We start from the raw sequence: 20,845 nt of genomic DNA on the forward strand, positions 1-20,845 counted from the left end.
TGCGACAACGAACGAAAGCGTGTATCCATATGCGCAAAACACCGCCCGGACAGGCGGCGGCCGCGCAGCAAAAAGCGCATATGCAAACACAAAAAGCTTCGTAGCCTTGCGGTGCAGGCTTGGCCGACCATGGCGGCATTCCAACGGAGCACACCATGAGCCTGAACGACTATCTGTCCCACAAACGCCGCGCCGTCCTGGCACGCCAGCAACGCATTGCCGACGGCAGTGCCCAGGCCACGTCCTTGCACGCCCATGTCACCGCCGAAGGTCGCAGCGGCATCCGCCGCCTGCGCATCCGCGAACACCAGGTCATCAGCGACAGCCCCTATGACTTTGCCGGCTTCAACCTGGGCCCCTCCTCGCCCGAGCTGCAACTGGGCGTGCTGGGCACCTGCGTGACCCATATCTTTGAAATCCAGGCCGCGCTGCTGCAGGTGCCGCTGGACAGCATCGAAGTGGATGTGCGCGGCACCATCGACCCGCGCGGCGGCCACCCCGGCCACGAAGCCACCCCCATCTGGCCGCACAACATCCAGTACGAAGTCCAGGTCGCCTCCAGCGCCTCGGACGCCCAGCTCAACGAGCTGTTCGCGGCGGTCGAGAAGAACTGCCCCATCCTGAACCTGCTGCGCAACCCGCAACAGGTCGTGGGCACGCTGGTGCGTGCCAAGCCAGCGCCCCAGGCCACCGCGGCAGCATCGGCACCCGCCAAGCACGCACAGCCCGCATGAGTGCCGCACCTGCCCAGGGCCGGCTACCGCCTACGCCACAGTCCACACCCGCATGGCAGCCCGACACCGTCGTGCTCCATGCCGGCTACGACGGGCTGCAGCACCAGCGCAGCGCCGCAGTGCCCATCTACCAGACCACGTCCTTTCTGTTCGAGGATGCACAGCACGGTGCCGAACTGTTCGACCTGGTGCAGGAAGGCCACATCTATGCCCGCACCGGCAACCCCACGCAGACCGTGCTGGAGCAGCGCATCACCCAGCTCGAAGGCGGCACGGCCGCGCTGGCCGTGGCCTCCGGTATGGCGGCCATCGACATCACGCTGGCCACGCTGGCCCAGGCCGGTGACCATGTGATCCTGGCTTCGGCCCTGTATGGCGGCTCCCACAACCTGGTGGTGCACGTGCTGCAAGGCCGCGGCATTGCCAGCACCGTGGTGGGCCGGGGCGACCACGACGCCCTGCGCGCGGCCTTCACCCCGCAGACCAAAGCCGTGTTCCTGGAATCCGTGGGCAACCCTTCCGGCGATGTCGCCGACATCGCCGCCATTGCCGCGCTGGCCCATGCCCAGGGCGTGGCCGTGGTGGTGGACAACACCAGCGCCACGCCCCTGCTGATCCGCCCGCTGGAGCATGGTGCCGATGTGGTGGTGCACTCGGCCACCAAGTACATCGGCGGTCACGGCACGGCCATCGGTGGGCTGATCGTGGATGGCGGCCGCTTCGACTGGCAGGCCCGGTCTGCCCGCTACCCCCAGCTGACCCGCCCCGACCCCGCATTTCACCAGGTGGTGTTCACCGAACGCTATCCCGATGCCCCCCTGGTCGCCCGTGCGCGCACCGTCATGCTGCGCAATGCCGGCGCCACGCTGGCGGCGCACTCGGCTTTCTTGCTGCTGCAGGGACTGGAAACGCTGGCGCTGCGCATGGAACGCATCAGCAGCAACACCCGAGCCGTGCTGGACTTTCTGCAGGCCCAGCCCCAGGTGGCACGCATCCACCATGTGGCCCACCCCGGCCATCCCGACCACGGCCATGCCACGCAGTACCTGCGTGGCGGCCTCCTGCCCGGGCTGCTGTCCCTGGAGCTGCACGGCGGCCGGCCCGCCGCCCAGCGCTTCTATGACGCACTGCAGCTGTTTCTGCGCCTGGTCAACATCGGCGACAGCAAATCCCTGGCCGCCATCCCGGCGGAAACCACCCACCATCTGCTGAGCGATGCCGAGCTGGCACGGGTGGGCATTGCCCCGGGGCTGGTGCGCCTGTCCATCGGCATCGAACACCCGGACGACCTGCTGGCCGACCTGCGCCAGGCCTTGCGCCACGCGCAGACCGCCACGGCCCTGCCCGCCACCACACCCCACCTAGACCTTCTCCAGGAGCCTTCATGAGCACCGTCGCACAAGCCCTTCGCCCCGCCACACCCCCCAACGCCCCCCAGGCCCTTTCCGCGCAGGAGTCCCCGCTGGACACCCTGCCGGTCATCAACCTGGCAGAGCTGGGCGACTCCACCCGGCACACCCCCGCCCATGCCCGGCTGGCGCGCATTGCACGCGACATTGGCTTCTTCTATCTGGAAGGGCATGGCATTGCGCCCGAACAGATCGAGCGGCTGGAGGCCGTGGCCCGCCAGTTCTTCGCCCTGCCCGCCGAGGTGAAGCAGCGCATTGCCATCCACCACTCCCGCCATTTCCGGGGCTACACCGGCGTGGGCGGCGAAATCACCCGCCTGCAGCCCGATTTGCGCGAGCAGATCGACTTTGGCGAAGAGCTGGAGCCCGTGGCGCAAGCCGCCGACACGCCCGCATGGTGGGGACTGCAAGGCCCCAACCAGTGGCCCGCCGAGCTGCCGCAGCTGCAAAGCGACATCCTGGCCTGGCTGGATACCACACGCGATGTGGCCAAGCGCCTGCTGCAGGCCTTTCTGGTGGCGCTGGAGCAGCCTGCCACGGCCCTGAACGCGCTGGTGGCGCCGCCGCACAACAACCGCCTGAAGATCATCCACTACCCCGGCCAGGCCCAGGGCCAGTCCGACCAGGGCGTGGGTGCCCACAAGGACGGAGGCCTGCTCACGCTGCTGCTGCAGGACCAGGTGGGCGGGCTGCAGGTGCAGACCCCACAAGGCTGGCTGGATGTACCTCCCCGCAAGAACGCCTTTGTGGTGAACATCGGTGAAATGCTGGAGCTGGCCACCAACGGCTATCTGCGCGCCAATGTGCACCGCGTGCAGTCCCCCCGCTCGGGCGTCAGCCGCTACTCGATCGCATATTTCTTCTCGCCCAGCCTGCACGCCCAGGAAGTGCCGCTGCTGGACCTGCCATCCCATCTGGCGCAGCAGGCCCGTGGCCCCGAAAGCGACCCGCTGAACCCCTTGTTCAGCCACATCGGCACCAATGCGCTCAAGGGCCGGGTGCGCTCCCACCTGGATGTGGCCGAGAAGTTCTACCCGGCGCAATTTGCCCTGCTGGACAAGACCGCCAAGCCCAGCGCCTACTGAAGCTGGTTCAGGATGGAGGAGCGCTGCCAGGCACTGCGGAGCGCTTTGCAAGCCCCACGGGGGCTGCTCCCCCCGCACGGTGAGGCACGGGAACACCGGCGAACGCAGTGAAGAAGGCCCTGGCTGTGCTTGCACCCAGGGCCTTCTTCATGGCGGGTCTCCGCCGTGCGGATGGGCGGTGCACCAGTCGCAGTCGCAGCCGCCGTGGTCCGTGCTCACACCGCTACCCGCCATCAGCCCGCAGGGTTGCTCACTTGTCGGGTCCGGCCTGTAAGGTTTCCAGCTTCAACAGATCGTCCTGCACCCGCAAGGCCATGTCCGACCCGGGCTCCATCTGCGCCAGCAAGGCCTGCCAATGCTGGCGGGCCAGGGCGATGTCCCCGCGCCGCACCGCGGCACTGCCGGCCAAAGCCAGGGCCTTGGCCTGGGTGGGTTGCAGCCGCAGGGCCTGGGCAATGGCAGCGCCCGCTTCGCCTTCCAGACTGCCTCCGGCCGCCGATGCCAGTGCATCGGCCTGGTCCGCCAGCAGCCGCGCCTGGGTGTCGGTGTCCAGGCCGCTGCGGCGAGCTTCCTGCAATGCCTGCTGGTAGGCCTGGGCGGCATCGCCGTAGCGCTCCAGCGTTTCATAGGACCGCGCCAGCATCAGCCAGCCGGGCAGATTCTGCGGCTCCTCCTGCAGCTTGTGGGCCAGGCTGGCCACCATGGCCTGCACCTGCCCCTCCTGGGCCATGTGGTCGCTTTCCTGCACCTGGCCCAGCCGCACCACGGCCTGCGGATCGCCCACCTGGGTATAGAGCAGCAACGCCCCCACAGGCAGCAGCACCGCCAGCAGCAGGCCGCTGCCACGCTGCAGCCACACACTGTGCCGGCGCAGGCCCGCCGGAGTGCGCCGCTCCAGCTCGGCCAGCAGCCGCGCCTGCAACTCCTCCACGGCCTGGGCATGGTCGGTCGCGCTCAGGCGCTCTCCCGCCCGTTCACGCTCCAGCTCGGCCAGCTGCGTCTGGTACAGGCGCCGCAACGCATCGTCGCTGCGCGGCAGCGATTCCGGCGCCACCTCCACCAGCAGCGCCGGCAGCAACACCCCCAGGCTCAGCAGGATCAGGGCCAGCACGCCCACCCACAGCAGTTGCACATCGTTCATGGCTGTTCCTTCCCATCGGACTGCTGCAGCCACGCCTGCACCTGCTGGCGCTGCGCCGCCGACAGCGTGGACGCAGGCGTCTGGCGCCGCCGCAGGGTGCGGCGCAGCAGCAGCAACCCCGCCACCACCACCGCAAAGGGACCGCCCCACAGCAGCCAGGTGGACGGCTTCCAGGGCGGGTTGTAGCGCACGAAGGCGCCGTAGCGCTGCTCGAAGAAGGCCACCACCTCGGCATCGCTGCGTCCCTGCTCCATCTGCACACGGATTTCACGCCGCATGTCCGCCGCCATGGGGGCGTGCGACTCGGCCACGGTCTGGTTCTGGCAGACCACGCAGCGCAGCTGCGCCGCCAGCGCCATCTCCCTGGCCTGCAAGGGTTCGTCCGGGTTGGCATGTACCCCCAGGGCCGCCAGCAGCAGGCCCGCGCCCCATACGGTGCGGATCTTCATCGCACGGCCTCCAGCACCGGACGGATGCGGTCGCGCCAGACCTCGGCCGTCACCGGCCCGGCATGGCGGTAGCGCACCCGCCCCTGTCCATCGATCACAAACGTCTCGGGCACACCCTGTATGCCCCAGTCCATGCCCACGCGGCCATCCGCATCCACGGCCGATGCCCGGTAGGGATTGCCCGCCACGCGCAGCAGCGCCTGGGCCTTGGCCGGCTGGTCCTTGTAGTTCAGGCCATACACCGGCACCTGGTCAGCCTGTGACATGGCCTGCAGCACCGGCAGCTCCTGCCGGCATGGCGCACACCAGGAAGCCCACACATTCAGCACCCAGGCCTGCCCCTGCAGCGCCTGCACGCTCAGCAACTGCTCCGGCTTGTCCAGCAGGGGGCGTTCAATGGCCGGCGCCACCTGCTCCACCAGCGCGGATGGGATGTCGCGCGGATTGCGCTGCAGCCCCAGGCCCAGCATCACCGCCAAGGCCAGAAAGGCCGCCAAAGGCAAGATGAACCGCATCAGGCGCTCCTTTCCTGCAGGGGCTGCACAGCGGCCCGCACCTGGCGGTGCGGCGCCAGTCGGAAACGCCGGTCCAACAGGCTCAGGCCGGCGCCCAGCGCCATCAGCACCGTGCCCACCCAGATCCAGTCCATGAACGGCTTGATCTGCAGGCGCACCGTCCAGGCACGGCCCTCGGGGTCCAGCGGCTCCCCCAGGGCCAGGAACACGTCACGCGTCCAGCCGCTGTCGATGGCCGCCTGGCTCAGTGGCATGCTCTGGGCACGGAAAACGCGCTTTTCGGGGAACATCCGCCACGGCGCCTGGCCTTCGGTGTGCACGCTGAACTGCGCACGCTGTGCGTCGTAGTTCGGTCCTTCCACCGGTGCCAGGCTGTCAAAGCGGAAGTGGTAACCCGCCAGCTCCACCGATTCGCCCTGCGCCAGAGCGGTTTCCAGCTTGCGCTCCAGGCCGTTGGCCAGGCTCACCGCCAGAATGAAAACACCCACCCCGGTGTGTGCCGCCAGCATGCCCCACCAGCCCCAGGGCTGGCGCAGCACACGCTGCCACCCCTGGCCGCTGTCCACCCCCTGGCGCAGGCGCTGCACGGCATGGCCCGCGGTGCCCAGAATGCACCACAGCCCCAACGCCATGCCCAGCAGCGTGGCAGCGGAAACCTGCGCGCCCAGCCAGCCTTCGGCCAGCACCAGCACCGTGGTGCAGACTCCGGTCCACAGCACCGGCATGCGCAAACGGACCCACAGCTCCCGCGCGGTGCTGTGCTTCCAGCGCGCCACCGTGCCCACGGCCATCAACAGCAGGGCCGGCAGCACCAGCGGCACGAACACGGCTTCAAAGTACGGCGGGCCCACCGAAATCTTCTCGCCGCTGAGCACATCCAGGGCCAGCGGGTACAGCGTGCCGATCAGCACCGCCAGCGCGGCCGCGCTGAACAGCACGTTGTTCACCAGCAGCAGCGACTCGCGAGAGAGCATGGCAAACCGGCCTTCGCCCTGCCCCAGCGCCTGGGCCCGCCAGGCAAACAGCCACAGCGAAGTCCCCACCACCGCCACGATGAAGCACAGGATGTACAGCCCGCGCCCGGGATCGACGGCAAAGGCATGCACCGAGGTCAGCACCCCCGAGCGCACCAGGAACGTGCCCAGCAGGCTCAGCGAGAACGCCGAAATCGCCAACAAGGCCGACCAGCTGCGGAAGGCGCCGCGCTGGTCGGTCACGATCAGCGAATGCAGCAACGCCGTGCCCACCAGCCAGGGCATGAAGGACGCGTTCTCCACCGGGTCCCAGAACCACCAGCCGCCCCAGCCCAGCACGTAGTACGCCCAGGCACTGCCCAGCAGAATGCCCACGGTCAGAAAGCCCCAGGCGGCCAGCGTCCACGACCGGGACCAGCGCGCCCAGGCAGCGCCCAGCTCCCCCGAAATCAGCGCTGCCAGCGCAAAGGCGAAGGGCACGGCAAAGCCCACATAGCCCATGTACAGCAGTGGTGGATGCAGCACCATGCCGGGGTCCTGCAGCAGCGGATTCAGGTCCTTGCCTTCGGGTGCGCCAGGCACCAGCCGGGTAAAGGGGTTGGAGAGAAACAGCAGAAACAGCAGCAGGCCCACGCTGATCCAGGCCAGCACCGCCAACACCCGGGCCACGAACGCCGGGGGCAGATGGCGGCTGCGCCAGGCCACCACCCAGGTCCAGCAGGCCAGCAGCACCTGCCACAGCAGCATGGAGCCTTCGTGCCCCCCCCACATGGCGGCCAGCTTGTAGACGGCAGGCAGCGCGCTGTGCGAATTGCCCGCCACATACAGCACGGAAAAGTCATCCCGCCAGAAAGACCAGACCAGGCAGCCGGCCGACAGCAGGCTCAGCACGGCCAGCAGCATGGCAGCAGGCCGCGCCAGGCGCACCCAGCCCACCACGCCCCAGTGCGCGCCGGCCAATGGCACCACGGCCTGGACCACGGCCACGATCAGCGCCAGCACCAGTGCGAACAGTCCCAGCTCCGGAATCATGGCTGCTCCTTGGCAGGCTGGGCCTGTTTCAATGCGTGCGCGGCTTCGGGAGGCATGTAGTTCTCATCGTGCTTGGCCAGCACTTCGCGGGCCTGAAACCCGCCGCCCGCCTGCAGCCTGCCGGACACCACCACCCCCTTGCCCTCGCGGAACAGGTCCGGCAGCAGGCCCCGGTACTGCACCGGCACGCGCTGCGCGCCATCCGTCACCATGAACCGCACCTGCAGCCCATCCGGGCTGCGCTGCAGCGAGCCGGACTCCACCAGCCCGCCCAGGCGGAAAGCGGCAGACGGCGGCGCTTCCCCGGCCAGCACTTGCGTGGGGCTGTAGAAGAACATCACATTGGCATTCAGTGCCCGCAACACCAGGGTCACTGCCGTCGCCACCAGTACCAGACCCGCCAGCACCCACAGCAACCTTCTCTGACGAGGCTTCATTCCGGCAACTCCCCATCGTTGTGCGCAGCCTGCCCACGGCATCGCCGCCACAGCGACCAGACTTCGGCCACCAGCAGCACGGCGCTCACGCCGTAGGCCAGGGCAATGAAAAAAGCATGGTTCTGCATCACAGCTGCTCCTCGCCTGCGCGTTCCACAATCAGGCATCGGGTGCGCACCAGCGCCATGGCCAGGGTGTAGGCCCAGCAGGCCAGCGCCATCAGCAGCATGCCGGCCAGCATGGTGTGCGTCATGCTGGGCGCGGCATCCATGCGGATGGTGGCGCCCTGGTGCAGCGTGCTCCACCACTGCACCGAGAAATAGATGATGGGAACGTTGACCACGCCCGCCAGCAGCACGACGGCGCCGGCGCTGTCGGCACGGCGCGGGTCCTCGATGGCGGACACCACGCCCAGATAGCCCAGGTACAGGAACAGCAGGATCAGCTCCGACGTGAGCCGGGCATCCCACACCCACCAGGCGCCCCAGGTGGGCTTGCCCCAGGCGGCACCGGTCCACAGCGCGATGACCGTGAAAACCGCGCCCGTCGGCGCCAGGGCCCGTGCCAGCAGCGGCGACAGGCGGGTGCCATAGACCAGACCCAGGGCCGCATGCAGGGCGGCCACCAGGTAGATGAACATCGACATCCAGGCCGCAGGCACATGCAGGAAGATGATGCGGTACACCTCGCCCTGCTGGTGGTCGGTGGGGGCCACCGCAAACCCCAGCCACAGACCGGCCACCGCCAGCACCACCGCCAGCACCGCCATCCAGGGCCAGATCCGGCCAGCCCAGTGGTAGAAGACGGGGGGTGATGCCAGCTGGCGCCAGCGCCGGGGCGCGGTGCGGGCCGAAGATGCCACCGTCTGGGAGGAAACGGGGTTCAGGGTTTTCATGTCACTCCAAGGCAAGGCGCAGTGCCGCGCCAATGGCCCACGGCCCTGCCAGCAGGGCCAGGCACAGAAATGCGCCCAGCAGGTTCAGCGCAGGCGCCGCACTCAGCCCCTGCTGGGCCTGGGCCACCGCATGGCTGCCAAAAATCAGAACGGGGATGGACAGCGGCAGCACCACCAGCACCAGCAGCAACTGCCCGCGCAACCCCAAGGTCAGTGCAGCGCCCAGGGCCGCCAGCAGGTACAGGCTGGGCGTGCCCAGCGCCAGGGACGCCAGCAGCACAGCGATCACCGCGCCGTCCAGCCCGTACTGCCAGCCCAGCAACGGCGCCACCAGCAGCAAGGGGGCGACGCCCAACAGCCAGTGCGCCGCGACCTTGGCCAGTACCAGCAACGACAACGGCTGGGGCGCCAGCAGCCACTGCTCCAGCGAGCCATCGGCCCAGTCGCCTTCAAACAGACGGTGCTGACCCAGCAGCACGGCCAGCAAGGCGGCCACCCACATCACACCAGGCGCAATCTGCTGCAGCAAGTTGGCGTCCGGCCCCAGCGCCAGCGGAAACAGGCTGCCCACCAGCACAAAGAACAGCAGCCCGCCCAGCGCATCGGCCGGGCGCCTGGCTGCCAGGCGCAGCTCACGCCCCAAAACCGCGGCTAGCATGGCGCAGCCTCCCGCGCCGGTGCCGGGGCACGCTCTGCCGCCGCAGACAGTGAAAGGGTCTGGGTGCGCTGCGGGGGCAGCGCCAGGCCGCGGTGGCTGACCACCACCGCCAGCCCTCCGGACTCTAGGTGCTGCTCCAGCATCTGCACCAGACGCTGGCAGCCTTCGCCATCCAGGGAATTGTCCGGTTCGTCCAGCAGCCACAACGGCCGCTGGCTGAGCCACACGCGGGCCAGTGCCAGCCTGCGCCGCTGCCCCTGGGACAGCCGGCCCAGGGGGCGCGACACCACATCCTGCAGGGCCAGCTGCAGCAGCACCTGCTGCACCTGACCGGCATCCCAAGGGACTTCCGCCAGGGTCAGCGCAAAACGCAGATTTTCCAGCCCGGTCAAGGTGTCGCTCATGCCGCTGTGGTGGCCCAGATAGGCCAGACGCTGCGCATACGCCGCATCGGTGGGTTTCAAGGCGTGCCCACACCACTGCAACTGCCCGGCCCGCCAGGGCAGCAGACCTGCCAGGCTGCGCAGCAGGCTGCTCTTGCCCGCACCATTGGCGCCATTCACCACCAGGGCCTGCCCGCATTCCAGCACAAAGCCGAGGTCCCGGAACAGCACCTTGCCGCCGCGCACACACCCCAGACCCGATACCGCCAGCGATACCGGTCGGTCCGGGGCTGCGGCACCGTCTCCTGCCATGCCCACTACTTCGCTTGCGCCACCGGTGTGGTGGCCATGGGGACAACCTGGCCCGGGGTGTCGTTGCCAGGACCCTGCCCCGGTGGAATGTGCGGCAGCTTATGGGCAATGCCCTTGTGGCAGTCGATGCAGGTCTTTTCCTTGTTGGCCAGGTAGGTCGCGTGCATGTTCTGCGCGCGCAGACTCTGGCGGGTGAAGTCCATGGAGTCGTAGTTGTGGCAGTTGCGGCACTCCAGCGAATCATTGGCCTTCAGGCGTGCCCATTCATGCTGCGCCAGCTCCAGGCGCTTTTCCTGGAATTTTTCCGGCGTGTCGATGGTGCCGAAGATCTTGCCCCAGACCTCCTTGGAGGCCTGCATCTTGCGGGCCATCTTGTCGGTCCAGTCATGCGGCACGTGGCAGTTGGAGCACACGGCCCGCACACCGGAGCGGTTGGTGTAGTGGATGGTGCTCTTCAGCTCGGCATACACGTTGTCGCGCATTTCATGGCAGCTGGTACAGAATTTCTCGGTGTTGGTGAACTCCATGGCGGTATTGAAGGCACCCCAGAACAGGATGCCGCCAATAAAGCCCCCGATGGTCAGAAACCCCAGGCTGAAGTGCACGCTGGGGCGGCGGATGACCGCCCAGTAGCGCTTGAGAAGTGTCAACATGATGGTTCTCTTGTGCCGCACAAGGCAGCGTCAGTTTTTCTTGGTGGCCTGTGCGCCCGACTGCGACCGCATGGACTTCAGGATCAGGGCATCCACATCCATGAAGGTGTTGTTCACCAGAGGACGCACCGCATCCTGGCTCACATGGCACTGCATGCAGAAGTAGCGGCGCGTGGACACCAGGCCCAGCATGTGACCGTCGCGGTCCATGTAGTGCGTCACCGACACCGGCACCGCCTGCGAGACCTCTGCCTTGGTGCGCGAATGGCAGTCCATGCACTTGTTGAAGTTCTTGTCCACTTGGTAGCCATCCACCCGGTGCGGAATGGTGGGCGGCTGCCAGGTGTAGTTGCGCGTGCGGCGCACATCGTCATTGATGGCATTGCCCAGCACCGGAGGCTTGGTGGTCTCCATGATGGGCGCTGGGCCGCGTGCAGCGTCCGTGAAGGGGCGTGCCACCGGCTGTGCCAGGGCGGCTCCCATGCACAGCATCAGAAAAAGAGTACGAATGAAGTTCATGATCCACACTCCTGCCATCAAACCTTGGTGATCTTGACGGCACATTTTTTGAAGTCCGTCTGCAGCGAGATCGGGTCTGTCGCATCCAGCGTGACCTTGTTGATCAGCTGGCTGGCATCGAACCAGGGCACATAGACCAGGCCGCGCGGCGGCTTGTTGCGGCCCCGGGTCTCCACCCGCGAACGCATGGCGCCACGGCGCGATGCGATCTCCACCTCGCTACCCCGGCGCAGGCCCAGCGCCTTTGCATCCTCGGGGTGCATGTAGCACAGGGCATTGGGCACGGCACGGTGCAGCTCGGGCACGCGGCGGGTCATCGACCCCGAATGCCAGTGCTCCAGCACGCGGCCGGTCGATAGCCAGAACGGGAACTCCTTGTCCGGTGACTCGGCGGCCGGCTCGTACGGCAGGGCAAAGATATTGGCCTTGTTGTCCACGTTGCCGTAGAACTGGTAGCCCGTGCCGGCCTTCACATAGGGGTCGGAGCCTTCGCGGTAGCGCCAGCGGGTTTCCTTGCCGTCCACCACGGGCCAGCGCAGGCCGCGTACCTTGTGGTATTCGTCAAACGGCGCCAGATCGTGGCCATGGCCGCGACCAAAGGCCGCGTACTCTTCGAACAGGCCTTTTTGCACATAGAAGCCGAAGTGGGCCGATTCTTCGTTGTCGTAGGCCTTGTCCATGTCCGTGACCGGGAACTTGTCCACCTGGCCGTTGCGGAACAGCACTTCGTACATGGTCTTGCCGCGGTAGGCGGGCTTCTTGGCCAGCAGTTCCTCGGGCCAGACTTCCTCGATCTTGAAGCGCTTGGAGAACTCCATCAGCTGCCACAGGTCCGAATGGGCTTCCCCCGGCGCCTTCACCAACTGGTGCCAGAAGTGGGTGCGGCGCTCGGCGTTGCCGTAGGCCCCCTCTTTTTCCACCCACATGGCGGTGGGCAGAATCAGGTCGGCGGCCACGGCTGTCACCGTGGGATAGGCATCCGAGACCACAATGAAGTTCTCGGGGTTGCGATAGCCGGGGTAGCCTTCCTGGGCCAGGTTGGCACCGGCCTGGATGTTGTTGTTCACCATCACCCAGTAGGCATTGAGCTTGCCGTCCTTGAGCATGCGGTTTTGCAGCACGGCGTGGTAGCCCGGCTTGCCCGGGATGGTGCCTTCCGGCAGCTTCCACATGGCTTCGGCCATGGCGCGGTGCTTGGGGTTGGTCACCACCATGTCCGCCGGCAGACGGTGCGAGAACGTGCCCACTTCCCGTGCGGTGCCGCAGGCCGAAGGCTGGCCCGTCAGCGAGAACGGGCTGTTGCCGGGCGTGGCGATCTTGCCGGTCAGCAGGTGGATGTTGTAGACCATGTTGTTGGCCCAGACACCACGCGTGTGCTGGTTGAAACCCATGGTCCAGAAGGACACCACCTTGGTCTTGGGGTCGGCGTACAGCTCGGCCAGCGCCTTCAACCGGTTCGCGGGCACACCGGTCAGCTCGGCCGTGTACTCCAGCGTGTATTTAGAGACGTACTTGGCGTACTCCTCATAGGTCATCGGCTTGGCGCCGTTCGGATCGTCCGCATTCTTGGCCGCTTGCTGCAGCGGATGCTCGGGGCGCAGGCCATAGCCGATGTCGGTGTTGCCCAGCTTGAAGTTGCAGTGCTTGGAGACGAAGTCCTGGTTCACGCGCCCGGTGGCGATGATGTGGTTGGCGATGTAGTTCAGGATCGCCAGATCGGTCTGGGGCTTGAACGTCAGCTCGATATCGGCCAGCTCGTAGGAGCGGTGTTCGAAGGTGGACAGCACGGCCACCTTGACGTCCGGACTGCTCAGCCGGCGGTCGGTCACGCGGGTCCACAGCACCGGATGCATTTCCGCCATGTTCGAGCCCCACAGCACAAAGACCGTGGCCTGCTCGATGTCGTCATAGCAGCCCATGGGCTCGTCCATGCCGAAGGTGCGCATGAAGCCCGCCACCGCGGACGCCATGCAGTGGCGCGCGTTGGGGTCGATATTGTTGGAACGGAACCCCGCCTTGAACAGCTTGGAGGCGGCATAGCCTTCCCACACCGTCCACTGGCCCGAGCCGAACATGCCCACCCCCGAAGGACCCTGCTTCTTCAGCGCCTTCTTGAACTGCTCGGCCATCACGTCGAAGGCCTTGTCCCAGGACACAGGCTGGAATTCGCCGTCCTTGGCGTACACGCCGTTTTTCATGCGCAGCAGCGGCTTGGTCAGCCGGTCTTCGCCGTACATGATCTTGGACAGGAAGTAGCCCTTGACGCAGTTGAGCCCCCGGTTCACCTCGGCTTCCGGGTCGCCCTGCGTGGCCACCACGCGGTTGTCCTTGACGGCCACCATCACCCCGCAGCCCGTGCCACAGAAGCGGCAGGGGGCCTTGGACCATGTCAGTTGCGCGCCACCGGCCTGCGGTACGGTTCCCTGCGAAATGGCTTCAATGGGAATGCCGGCCACGGCACCTGCGGCCGCGGCGGCAGATTGACGAACGAAGTCACGCCTTGTGCTGCTCATGCTTTACCTCTTGATGGAGTGAATGCCATGCCTCGGCATGCTGGTAGACCAGAGAGACGTTGATCACGCCCTCCAGGTGTTGGATGTTGGAAACACGGTCCAGGACGGAAGCGGCGCTGGGCCCTTCCAGGGTGACGACCAGCTTGCCGCTGGGGTGGGTGCCGTGCAGCACCAGCCCGTCGACTCCGGTCACCGCCTGCGCCACCCCCGTCAACGACGCGGGCGCCACATGCACGACCAGGCTGGCGATATGCAGTTCATCGCTCATGCATCACTCCCCATCAGGCGTGGGGAGGGCCGGCGAACATTTGATAGAACCAGACGAGAAAACCGTAGGTCACGATGATGGCTCCCGTAATGACGGGGGCCATGACCACGGTCAGGAACGCAAAACTGCGCAGTTCCTCTTGGCGGGTAGAGGGGGATTGAGGGTCGGCCATAAGGACTCCCGTGGGTGTGGCACCGAGGTGCCTTGTAGGTCGCGCCACATGCTTGCCAGCCCTTGCGGGGCAGCCCTTCCAGGCTGGGTCAGCAGTTCAGCGCAACGGGTTTTTATTCATGCGCCCATATTATTTTTGATGGTACGCCAAGTACTTGATGAAAATCAAACGCTGCGCACCAACTTGGTGTCGCTTTCCATATTTCGCACCAATCCGAAGCATTTTCATCCGACGCCTGGCGCGCCACGCACCCACACGCGCCATACCGCAGCAGCCAGCTAACGCCATCGGCGCTACAGTGCAGCCATGCCTGAGACTGCCGCACTCCCTGTTTCCCCTGCCTCCTCCACTTCCGCTGGATCGCCTGAATCGGCCACGCCCTCTACGCCCTGCTGGACTGTCCACATCGATGGCAGCGCCCTGCCCAACCCTGGCCGCATGGCGCTGGGAGCAGTCTTGGTCAGCCCTGCCGGTGTCTGCCACACCGTGTCCCAGGACACCCATCGCACCGGCTGCAACAACGAGGCCGAGGTACTGGCCCTGCTGGCCGCGCTGGAAGTGCTGCACACCCAGCAGGCCCAGCATGCCCATGTCTACAGCGACAGCAGCATCCTGGTGGAACAGCTCACCCTGGCCAAGCCCAAACCCGTGGTGCGTCTCACACCGCTGTATGACCTGGCCCGTGCCGCCGTGCGGCAGTTTTCCGGGGTGACCTTGCACTGGGTGCCGCGCCACCGCAACCAGCAGGCCGATGCCCTGGCCCGCGCGGCCTTGCAGCTCCCGGGGGCTGTACCTGCCCCCACGGCCATCAAGCGCAAGCCGTAAGGCTTATCAGGCAGCCTGTGCCTCATCTGCACGCCTGCCGTCGTTGGCCGGCGGCGTGGCTGGAGCCGCGGCGGGATCGGCAGGGGCGGTGCCAGCAGCCGTGGCAGTACTCGCAGTACCCGCTGTGCTGGCAGTACTGCCGGCACCGGCAGCACCCACATCCGGAGCCGCCCGCACCGAACCTGCTTCGGCCTCGCTACGCTCCTCCATCAACCGGGTGCCGCAACGCCGGCAGAAGCGGGCGTCGTCCTCATGGCGTGCTTCACCGCAGGTCTCGCAGTGCAGCGGCCGCCGGCAGGGCTTGGTGCCAAAGCCGCGCGACAGCTCTACGCCCACAATGCCGGTGGGCACCGCCAGAATGCTCCAGCCCACCAGCATCATCGCGGAGGCAAAGATCTTGCCCAGCGGCGTGGACGGCGTGACATCGCCATAACCCACGGTGGTCACGGTGGAGATGGCCCAGTACATGCCCATGGGCATGCTGGTAAAGCCATGCTCGGGACCTTCGATCACAAAGATCAGCGCGCCCATCACGAACACGATCACCGCCACCACGCTGAGGAAGACAAAGATCTTGCGTGCGCTGTGCTTCAGCGCCCGGCCCAGCATGAAGTAGTCCTCCAGAAAGCCGCGCAGGATGGGGAACACATGGAAGGTGCGCACCAGCCGCAGTGCACGGATGGCGCCCAGGAACTGGTATTCCGGATGGAACAGCGACAGATAGCCGGGAATGATGGCCAGCAGGTCCACCAGCCCGTAGAAGCTCAACGCATAGCGCCATGGCCGGCGCACGGAAATCAGCCGCAGCCCGTATTCCACCGTGAACGCCAGCGTGAACAGCCACTCCAGCGTGCGCAGCCCGTACACCACCCAGCCCTGGGCAATCGACGGGATGCTGTGCGCAATCACCACGCACAGGCTCAGCACGATGGCCACGGTCAGCCGCTTTTCAAAGCGTTTGCCCATGGGGGTGTTGGTCTCGAACACCGTGCGGTAGATGCTCTGGCGCCAGCGCGCCACCGGCACCCCCAGGCGTTCGGCCGAGGGGTATTTATCGTGGAAAAAGTCGATCAGAAAATCCAGCCAGCGCATGGGTCACCATCAGGTGGAGCGCATGACCGGCTGCTGGCACGCGGCACGCCCCGCCTGCCCAAACCCCGCGGCTGGTCGCACGCCCCTGAAAATAAAGCGGCTTGCGCCATCCATCCAGGCTTTCACCGGAAAAACCGCCAGGATCAAAGCTGCAAGCGCACAAGTTGCTCACATTTTGCCTAATCTCGCCTGTGCCATGCCTGGAGCGACCGGCAAAAACCCCGCCCTGTCGCCGCCATCCACCGCTGTGCGCCCCCTCTGCCGCCACTGACGGCGTGGGGCCAGCACCAAATGAAACACCCCGCCAGAAGCGGGGTGTGGTGTCAGCAGTGCGCATGCACTGCTGCAGGGGGCTCCGGGCCTTAGGGACGGATCACGACCTGCGGACTGATCACGATCGCACCAGGTGGCGCTGCCGGATACACCATGACGGGCGGCGGTGGGCGGTGGTAGACCATGGGCTGCGCACGGCACTTGCGCTTTTCCTTGAATTCGCCGTTGCGCTTCCACTTGCGCTCCACCTTGCAGTGGCCGTCCCAGAATTCTTCCTTGTAGCTGCCGCCTTTGTGCTTGTGGCGGTGGCCATGGTCGTCATGGTCCGCCAGCACCGACAACGGGAGCGCGCACAACAAGGCTGGCAACAGCCAGCGGGGAGCCAGGGAAAAGATCATTGTTCGGAACCAGAAAAACAGAACGCGCAAGCCTACTGGAATGCCGTCCGGTCAGGTGTTTCCAATCATCACAGCATCCCGACCCCAGCTCAGCAATTGCCCTTCTTGGCCTGACCGGGCGGGCAGAAGTCCCGGTCGTTTCCACGGCCATGGTCATGACCATAGCCCGGGTACACCACACAGCCCGACAACAGAGCCACCACAGACAGCATCGCACACCATTTCTTCATCGCACAGCTCCTTCGCAAAGCGTGGGAAGTCTAGAAAGTTTGCACCGCCAGCAATGGAAAGTCCTGTAAGAAATTGTCCGCTGCGCCGCCCTGCCCCTTAGCCCGCGGCGCGTGCATGCCTTGCATACCCACGCGATTGGCACACCGCAGCCTGCACGCTGACATGCCAATCAGCTCCCGGCTGACAAGCAGACACCCTGCCTGCCTCACATGGCGCCTCCCGCCGCCACCGATAGTGGACAGACGAACCCACCATCCCATCCCCAGCCAGGAGAACGCCCATGACCGACGCTGATGCTGCACGCCTGGAATCCCATGCACCACCACCCGTCCTGGCGCCCTTGCCGGAACCGCTGCCACCGGAAGAGGTGCTGCAGTTGCTGGCCCAGCAGTCCCCGTTGGGCGAACACAGCGTGGACGCGTTCTGAACTTCCACTGGCTCAGTTCCAGCACCCTGCGCTGCGGTAGCTGCTAGAATTTGCACACCAGCTTCAAGCGCTGGTCGCCCGAGTTATGACTATTGCAGGGGCGTTACCAACTGCTAAAACGTTGAGCCGCGCACTCCTCCCCGCACGTAGCAGACGTTTCAACAGTCTGCGGGGAAACAGGAGTCCACATGGCAATCACCCAAACCACCGTATGCGCACAACTGGATGCCACCATCCAGTCTTTGGGGGCAAACCAGCACCACCTGCTGATCACCAGCGTCATCCCCAGCGCGCGGCGGCCGGAGCACCAGGTGCGCTACAGCAGCGCACTGAGCACCGCAGAACTGCGCCGTCTGCGCGATGTGATCGACCAGGCGCTGACGCAGGCAGCCTGAGCCGTCACAACCCAAAGCCGACAGCCTCTGCATCCTTGTGCGCACCAGGTCAGCCCTACACAGCAGCGTGCCGCTGATCCGTATGGTGGCTATGTTCTGCGCTAGTCGATGGCGGAGGCTTTTCTACCCTTTGTTGAATCCAGCGCAGCGACGGCATGCCGCCATGAAGGCTGCAAGCACACGTGCCCCTGCGATCAGACGCACGGTCAACAAGCAGATGAATAGGACAACCATGCCGGCAGCAGAAACGTTCGAATCCGGATGACCCAAGCCAATTGCATCAATGGCTGATCCATTCTTGCGTGGCTGCCCGCAAGCAGCAGCCCTGGGGGTGCATGCATGGCAAACGGTACCTCCGTGGCCAAGCAAAATCCCCAACCACACCGGTCAACCGCAAAACGCTAATCCATCCTGAACTGCGGACAAATCATTCGATTCATGCCGATCCGAATGCTCTGATCGGGCTGAGAGCAGACAAAAGAACCGGCGTGCTGTGCAAGTAAGATAAAACAAAATATTTCACTCAGGGAGGAAATCAAATGTTTTGCACCCACTGCGGCACCGCACTGCCTACGCAAGCGCAATTCTGCCAAGCCTGCGGCAAGGCAGTGGCCGTTTCGGCAGCCTCGCCGAATTGGCTAGATGCACAGGTAAACAAGCCCACCACCTTCAGTACGCCTGAATCTTTTTCTTCTTCAAAGAGTCAAACGGCCGAGGAAACAGACGTCAATCAAGTGCGACCATGGGTTCGGTTCTTTGCGCGGATCTTCGACATATGGTTATGGTCATTTACCATCGGAGTTCTATGGGGGATATTTGCTCCCCAACTACCTATCACAAAGGAAAATGAATACGCAATTGGTCTGCTTGCACTATTCACGTGGGTTTTTGTAGAACCGTTCTGCCTGTCCACATTTGGCACCACGCCAGGCAAGTTCCTGCTCAAGACCCGGTTGATCTACAACGGCCCCCATGCCCTTACCTACGGTCAGGCATTGAAACGCAGCGCCAAAGTCTGGTGGCGAGGCTTGGCCGCAGGATTCCCTTTCATCAACTTGGGTACATTGATTTACGCCTATAGGATGCTTCGCGCGAACGGTCGGACCACCTGGGATGCGGAAGAAGGATTCAAGGTATCCCATGGGCGGATTGGGATAGGGCGTCGCCTGCTCGTGGTTGCTCTTTTTATCTTTTTTCTTGCAGTGATTGTTGTAGGTTCGATTCCAGATAACTGACTATATTGCTCAATACCTCTCCGACAACGGTGAGCAACAGATCCGACAACGCGTCAAAAACTCCAGGGACAAACTGCTTTTGATGCATGCCCGCCAGCAGCGGCATAGAAAAATAAAAAGGCCCGCAATTGCGGGCCTTTTTAATTTGCAGTGGAGCGCAATGCCCCACCGGACAGCGGGATTATTCCCACTCGATGGTTGCAGGCGGCTTGGTGCTCACGTCATAGGTCACGCGGTTGATGCCACGCACCTCATTGATGATGCGGCCGGACACCTTCTTCAGCAGACCGTAAGGCAGCTCGGCCCAGTCGGCAGTCATGAAGTCGCTGGTCTGCACCGCACGCAGGGCCACCACGTAGTCGTAGGTACGGCCGTCGCCCATCACGCCCACGCTCTTCACAGGCAGGAAGACGGTGAAAGCCTGGCTGGTCAGGTCGTACCAGCTCTTGCCGGTCTTCTCGTCGATCCAGTTGTTCAGCTCTTCGATGAAGATGGCATCGGCGCGGCGCAGCAGGTCCGCGTATTCCTTCTTCACCTCGCCCAGGATACGCACACCCAGGCCCGGGCCGGGGAAGGGATGGCGGTAGACCATGCCGCGCGGCAGGCCCAGGGCCACGCCCAGTTCGCGCACTTCGTCCTTGAACAGGTCGCGCAGCGGCTCCAGCAGCTTCAGACCCAGCTGTTCCGGCAGGCCGCCCACATTGTGGTGGCTCTTGATGGTGACAGCCTTCTTGCTCTTGGCGCCGCCGGATTCGATCACGTCGGGGTAGATCGTGCCCTGGGCCAGGAAGGTTGCGCCCTTGCTGCCGGCGTTGGCCGCCTTGAGCTTGGAGGCTTCGGCCTTGAAAACGTCCACGAACAGGCGGCCGATGATCTTGCGCTTTTGCTCGGGCTCGGACACGCCGGCCAGCTCGCCCAGAAACAGATCAGAAGCATCGACACGCACCACCTTGGCGTGCAGCTTGCCTTCGAACATCTCCATGACCATATCGCCTTCGTTCAGGCGCAGCAGACCGTGGTCCACGAACACGCAGGTCAGCTGGTCGCCGATGGCGCGGTGGATCAGCGCCGCAGCCACCGAAGAATCCACGCCGCCGGACAGACCCAGAATCACTTCTTCGTCACCCACCTGCTCACGGATCTTGGCTACTGCTTCTTCGATGTAGTCGCCCATGATCCAGTCAGCCTGCGTGCCGCAGATGTCCAGCACAAAGCGGTTGAGCAGCGCCTGGCCTTGCACGGTGTGCGTGACTTCGGGGTGAAACTGCACGGCGTAGTAACGGCGTGCTTCGTCGGCCATGCCGGCGATGGGGCAGCTGGGGGTCGAGGCCATGACCTTGAAGCCGGGAGGCAGCTCGGTGACCTTGTCGCCGTGGCTCATCCAGACCTTGAGCATGCCGTGGCCTTCGGGCGTGACGAAGTCTTCGATGCCTTTGAGCAGTTCGGTGTGGCCATGGGCGCGCACTTCGGCGTAACCGAATTCGCGGCTGTTGCTGCCTTCAACCTTGCCGCCCAGCTGGGTGGCCATGGTCTGCATGCCGTAGCAGATGCCCAGCACGGGCAGGCCCAGCTCGAACACGGCGTCCGATGCACGGTCGTCCACTTCGTAGACGGAAGCATGGCTGCCGGACAGGATGATGCCCTTGAGCTTGCCGTCAGCGGCGAATTCGCGCACCCAGTCGCTGCTCACATCGCAGGGGTGGACTTCGCAGTAGACATGGGCTTCGCGCACGCGGCGGGCAATCAGTTGCGTGACCTGAGAGCCGAAGTCCAAAATGAGAATCTTGTCGTGTTGCATGGTGATCAAGGGCAAGAGGGTG

General features: G+C 65.1%; 26 protein-coding genes. 8 read left to right on the top strand and 18 right to left on the bottom strand.

The features are described from left to right. The first annotated feature begins 155 nt into the window (after positions 1–155). The 3 genes from QM470_RS06310 to QM470_RS06320 are packed head-to-tail and all read left to right on the top strand — an operon-like array spanning position 156 to position 3,228. Positions 156–734: an OsmC family protein gene (locus QM470_RS06310; protein WP_283338594.1), complete on the top strand. Its 579-nt coding sequence runs from the start codon at positions 156–158 to the stop codon at positions 732–734. Next, positions 731–2,122, top strand: a complete 1,392-nt coding sequence (locus QM470_RS06315; RefSeq protein WP_283338595.1) for an O-acetylhomoserine aminocarboxypropyltransferase/cysteine synthase family protein — start codon at positions 731–733, stop codon at positions 2,120–2,122. Before QM470_RS06310 ends, QM470_RS06315 begins: the two co-directional genes overlap by 4 nt. After that, complete coding sequence (locus QM470_RS06320) at positions 2,119–3,228, top strand: isopenicillin N synthase family dioxygenase (RefSeq protein ID WP_283338596.1); 1,110 nt, start codon at positions 2,119–2,121, stop codon at positions 3,226–3,228. The genes QM470_RS06315 and QM470_RS06320 overlap by 4 nt, the downstream gene beginning before the upstream one ends. 250 nt (positions 3,229–3,478) lie before the next feature. Here QM470_RS06320 and ccmI read toward each other — a convergent pair whose 3' ends face one another. From ccmI to napE, 14 genes are read right to left on the bottom strand one after another with little or no spacing between them, the layout of a single operon-like run. Beyond that, positions 3,479–4,369, bottom strand: a complete 891-nt coding sequence (ccmI, locus tag QM470_RS06325; RefSeq protein WP_283338597.1) for a c-type cytochrome biogenesis protein CcmI — start codon at positions 4,367–4,369, stop codon at positions 3,479–3,481. Beyond that, on the bottom strand, positions 4,366–4,818 hold the full coding sequence (locus tag QM470_RS06330) for a cytochrome c-type biogenesis protein (RefSeq protein WP_283338598.1): 453 nt from the start codon (positions 4,816–4,818) through the stop codon (positions 4,366–4,368). The genes ccmI and QM470_RS06330 overlap by 4 nt, the downstream gene beginning before the upstream one ends. Next, a complete protein-coding gene (locus QM470_RS06335) occupies positions 4,815–5,333 on the bottom strand; it encodes a DsbE family thiol:disulfide interchange protein (protein WP_283338599.1) in 519 nt (172 codons plus the stop codon). The genes QM470_RS06330 and QM470_RS06335 overlap by 4 nt, the downstream gene beginning before the upstream one ends. Beyond that, positions 5,333–7,339, bottom strand: coding sequence for a heme lyase CcmF/NrfE family subunit (locus tag QM470_RS06340; protein ID WP_283338600.1), 2,007 nt, complete (start codon positions 7,337–7,339; stop codon positions 5,333–5,335). Before QM470_RS06340 ends, QM470_RS06335 begins: the two co-directional genes overlap by 1 nt. After that, positions 7,336–7,776, bottom strand: a complete 441-nt coding sequence (gene ccmE, locus QM470_RS06345) for a cytochrome c maturation protein CcmE (protein ID WP_283338601.1) — start codon at positions 7,774–7,776, stop codon at positions 7,336–7,338. The genes QM470_RS06340 and ccmE overlap by 4 nt, the downstream gene beginning before the upstream one ends. Beyond that, positions 7,773–7,904 (bottom strand): heme exporter protein CcmD, encoded by a 132-nt coding sequence (gene ccmD / locus QM470_RS06350; RefSeq protein WP_283338602.1) that lies wholly within the window; start codon positions 7,902–7,904, stop codon positions 7,773–7,775. Before ccmD ends, ccmE begins: the two co-directional genes overlap by 4 nt. Next, positions 7,904–8,671, bottom strand: coding sequence for a heme ABC transporter permease CcmC (ccmC, locus tag QM470_RS06355; protein ID WP_283338603.1), 768 nt, complete (start codon positions 8,669–8,671; stop codon positions 7,904–7,906). Before ccmC ends, ccmD begins: the two co-directional genes overlap by 1 nt. Before the next feature lies 1 nt (position 8,672). Next, complete coding sequence (gene ccmB, locus QM470_RS06360) at positions 8,673–9,269, bottom strand: heme exporter protein CcmB (RefSeq protein ID WP_502846816.1); 597 nt, start codon at positions 9,267–9,269, stop codon at positions 8,673–8,675. Between the two features lie 53 nt (positions 9,270–9,322). Continuing rightward, positions 9,323–10,024 carry a cytochrome c biogenesis heme-transporting ATPase CcmA gene (gene ccmA, locus QM470_RS06365; protein ID WP_283338605.1) on the bottom strand — a complete coding sequence of 234 codons (702 nt, stop codon included), beginning with the start codon at positions 10,022–10,024 and terminating at the stop codon, positions 9,323–9,325. A 5-nt stretch (positions 10,025–10,029) separates the two neighbouring features. After that, a complete protein-coding gene (locus tag QM470_RS06370; RefSeq protein WP_283338606.1) occupies positions 10,030–10,677 on the bottom strand; it encodes a cytochrome c3 family protein in 648 nt (215 codons plus the stop codon). Positions 10,678–10,707: 30 nt separating this feature from the next. Next, the gene (locus tag QM470_RS06375) at positions 10,708–11,196 is read right to left on the bottom strand and encodes a nitrate reductase cytochrome c-type subunit (protein WP_502846812.1); all 489 of its coding nucleotides are present in this window, start codon (positions 11,194–11,196) and stop codon (positions 10,708–10,710) included. 17 nt (positions 11,197–11,213) lie between these two features. After that, positions 11,214–13,709 (bottom strand): periplasmic nitrate reductase subunit alpha, encoded by a 2,496-nt coding sequence (gene napA / locus QM470_RS06380; RefSeq protein WP_283338607.1) that lies wholly within the window; start codon positions 13,707–13,709, stop codon positions 11,214–11,216. Next, positions 13,690–13,977, bottom strand: coding sequence for a chaperone NapD (locus tag QM470_RS06385; RefSeq protein WP_283338608.1), 288 nt, complete (start codon positions 13,975–13,977; stop codon positions 13,690–13,692). Before QM470_RS06385 ends, napA begins: the two co-directional genes overlap by 20 nt. 13 nt (positions 13,978–13,990) lie before the next feature. Next, entirely contained in the window at positions 13,991–14,149 is a 159-nt protein-coding gene (gene napE / locus QM470_RS06390) for a periplasmic nitrate reductase, NapE protein (RefSeq protein ID WP_066534945.1), read from the bottom strand. A 48-nt stretch (positions 14,150–14,197) separates the two neighbouring features. On the opposite strand from napE, the gene QM470_RS06395 reads away from it, so the two are divergent. Next, complete coding sequence (locus QM470_RS06395; protein ID WP_283338609.1) at positions 14,198–14,431, top strand: hypothetical protein; 234 nt, start codon at positions 14,198–14,200, stop codon at positions 14,429–14,431. Between the two features lie 24 nt (positions 14,432–14,455). Next, positions 14,456–14,974 (top strand): ribonuclease HI family protein, encoded by a 519-nt coding sequence (locus QM470_RS06400; protein ID WP_283338610.1) that lies wholly within the window; start codon positions 14,456–14,458, stop codon positions 14,972–14,974. 6 nt (positions 14,975–14,980) lie between these two features. Here QM470_RS06400 and QM470_RS06405 read toward each other — a convergent pair whose 3' ends face one another. The 3 genes from QM470_RS06405 to QM470_RS06415 form a co-directional block, all read right to left on the bottom strand. Then, a complete protein-coding gene (locus QM470_RS06405) occupies positions 14,981–16,066 on the bottom strand; it encodes an ion transporter (protein ID WP_283338611.1) in 1,086 nt (361 codons plus the stop codon). Between the two features lie 362 nt (positions 16,067–16,428). Continuing rightward, positions 16,429–16,737: a hypothetical protein gene (locus tag QM470_RS06410; protein ID WP_280013499.1), complete on the bottom strand. Its 309-nt coding sequence runs from the start codon at positions 16,735–16,737 to the stop codon at positions 16,429–16,431. An 89-nt stretch (positions 16,738–16,826) separates the two neighbouring features. Continuing rightward, a complete protein-coding gene (locus QM470_RS06415) occupies positions 16,827–16,967 on the bottom strand; it encodes a hypothetical protein (RefSeq protein WP_172591822.1) in 141 nt (46 codons plus the stop codon). A 281-nt stretch (positions 16,968–17,248) separates the two neighbouring features. On the opposite strand from QM470_RS06415, the gene QM470_RS06420 reads away from it, so the two are divergent. From QM470_RS06420 to QM470_RS06430, 3 genes are all read left to right on the top strand, one after another. After that, positions 17,249–17,395, top strand: coding sequence for a hypothetical protein (locus tag QM470_RS06420; RefSeq protein WP_172591823.1), 147 nt, complete (start codon positions 17,249–17,251; stop codon positions 17,393–17,395). 188 nt (positions 17,396–17,583) lie between these two features. Next, positions 17,584–17,790, top strand: a complete 207-nt coding sequence (locus tag QM470_RS06425) for a hypothetical protein (protein ID WP_283338612.1) — start codon at positions 17,584–17,586, stop codon at positions 17,788–17,790. 539 nt (positions 17,791–18,329) lie between these two features. Then, on the top strand, positions 18,330–19,025 hold the full coding sequence (locus tag QM470_RS06430; protein ID WP_283338613.1) for an RDD family protein: 696 nt from the start codon (positions 18,330–18,332) through the stop codon (positions 19,023–19,025). Between the two features lie 181 nt (positions 19,026–19,206). Here QM470_RS06430 and guaA read toward each other — a convergent pair whose 3' ends face one another. Next, positions 19,207–20,823, bottom strand: coding sequence for a glutamine-hydrolyzing GMP synthase (gene guaA / locus QM470_RS06435; protein ID WP_283338614.1), 1,617 nt, complete (start codon positions 20,821–20,823; stop codon positions 19,207–19,209). Positions 20,824–20,845: the final 22 nt, after the last annotated feature.

The organism is Comamonas sp. 17RB (genome assembly GCF_030056555.1).
GTDB classification, from domain to species: domain Bacteria; phylum Pseudomonadota; class Gammaproteobacteria; order Burkholderiales; family Burkholderiaceae_C; genus Comamonas; species Comamonas terrigena.

Bases quoted from the DNA above. Each gene is read 5' to 3' on its own strand.
- guaA (WP_283338614.1), bottom strand. From the start codon at position 20,823: ATGCAACACGACAAGATTCTCATTTTGGACTTCGGCTCTCAGGTCACG.
- QM470_RS06410 (WP_280013499.1), bottom strand. From the start codon at position 16,737: ATGATCTTTTCCCTGGCTCCCCGCTGGCTGTTGCCAGCCTTGTTGTGC.
- QM470_RS06320 (WP_283338596.1), top strand. From the start codon at position 2,119: ATGAGCACCGTCGCACAAGCCCTTCGCCCCGCCACACCCCCCAACGCC.
- QM470_RS06370 (WP_283338606.1), bottom strand. From the start codon at position 10,677: ATGTTGACACTTCTCAAGCGCTACTGGGCGGTCATCCGCCGCCCCAGC.
- QM470_RS06330 (WP_283338598.1), bottom strand. From the start codon at position 4,818: ATGAAGATCCGCACCGTATGGGGCGCGGGCCTGCTGCTGGCGGCCCTG.
- QM470_RS06430 (WP_283338613.1), top strand. From the start codon at position 18,330: ATGTTTTGCACCCACTGCGGCACCGCACTGCCTACGCAAGCGCAATTC.
- QM470_RS06405 (WP_283338611.1), bottom strand. From the start codon at position 16,066: ATGCGCTGGCTGGATTTTCTGATCGACTTTTTCCACGATAAATACCCC.
- QM470_RS06385 (WP_283338608.1), bottom strand. From the start codon at position 13,977: ATGAGCGATGAACTGCATATCGCCAGCCTGGTCGTGCATGTGGCGCCC.
- ccmA (WP_283338605.1), bottom strand. From the start codon at position 10,024: ATGGCAGGAGACGGTGCCGCAGCCCCGGACCGACCGGTATCGCTGGCG.
- QM470_RS06340 (WP_283338600.1), bottom strand. From the start codon at position 7,339: ATGATTCCGGAGCTGGGACTGTTCGCACTGGTGCTGGCGCTGATCGTG.
- QM470_RS06335 (WP_283338599.1), bottom strand. From the start codon at position 5,333: ATGCGGTTCATCTTGCCTTTGGCGGCCTTTCTGGCCTTGGCGGTGATG.
- QM470_RS06420 (WP_172591823.1), top strand. From the start codon at position 17,249: ATGACCGACGCTGATGCTGCACGCCTGGAATCCCATGCACCACCACCC.
- QM470_RS06310 (WP_283338594.1), top strand. From the start codon at position 156: ATGAGCCTGAACGACTATCTGTCCCACAAACGCCGCGCCGTCCTGGCA.
- napE (WP_066534945.1), bottom strand. From the start codon at position 14,149: ATGGCCGACCCTCAATCCCCCTCTACCCGCCAAGAGGAACTGCGCAGT.
- QM470_RS06425 (WP_283338612.1), top strand. From the start codon at position 17,584: ATGGCAATCACCCAAACCACCGTATGCGCACAACTGGATGCCACCATC.
- ccmD (WP_283338602.1), bottom strand. From the start codon at position 7,904: ATGCAGAACCATGCTTTTTTCATTGCCCTGGCCTACGGCGTGAGCGCC.
- ccmC (WP_283338603.1), bottom strand. From the start codon at position 8,671: ATGAAAACCCTGAACCCCGTTTCCTCCCAGACGGTGGCATCTTCGGCC.
- QM470_RS06315 (WP_283338595.1), top strand. From the start codon at position 731: ATGAGTGCCGCACCTGCCCAGGGCCGGCTACCGCCTACGCCACAGTCC.
- QM470_RS06395 (WP_283338609.1), top strand. From the start codon at position 14,198: ATGCTTGCCAGCCCTTGCGGGGCAGCCCTTCCAGGCTGGGTCAGCAGT.
- QM470_RS06375 (WP_502846812.1), bottom strand. From the start codon at position 11,196: ATGAACTTCATTCGTACTCTTTTTCTGATGCTGTGCATGGGAGCCGCC.
- QM470_RS06415 (WP_172591822.1), bottom strand. From the start codon at position 16,967: ATGAAGAAATGGTGTGCGATGCTGTCTGTGGTGGCTCTGTTGTCGGGC.
- ccmE (WP_283338601.1), bottom strand. From the start codon at position 7,776: ATGAAGCCTCGTCAGAGAAGGTTGCTGTGGGTGCTGGCGGGTCTGGTA.
- napA (WP_283338607.1), bottom strand. From the start codon at position 13,709: ATGAGCAGCACAAGGCGTGACTTCGTTCGTCAATCTGCCGCCGCGGCC.
- ccmI (WP_283338597.1), bottom strand. From the start codon at position 4,369: ATGAACGATGTGCAACTGCTGTGGGTGGGCGTGCTGGCCCTGATCCTG.
- QM470_RS06400 (WP_283338610.1), top strand. From the start codon at position 14,456: ATGCCTGAGACTGCCGCACTCCCTGTTTCCCCTGCCTCCTCCACTTCC.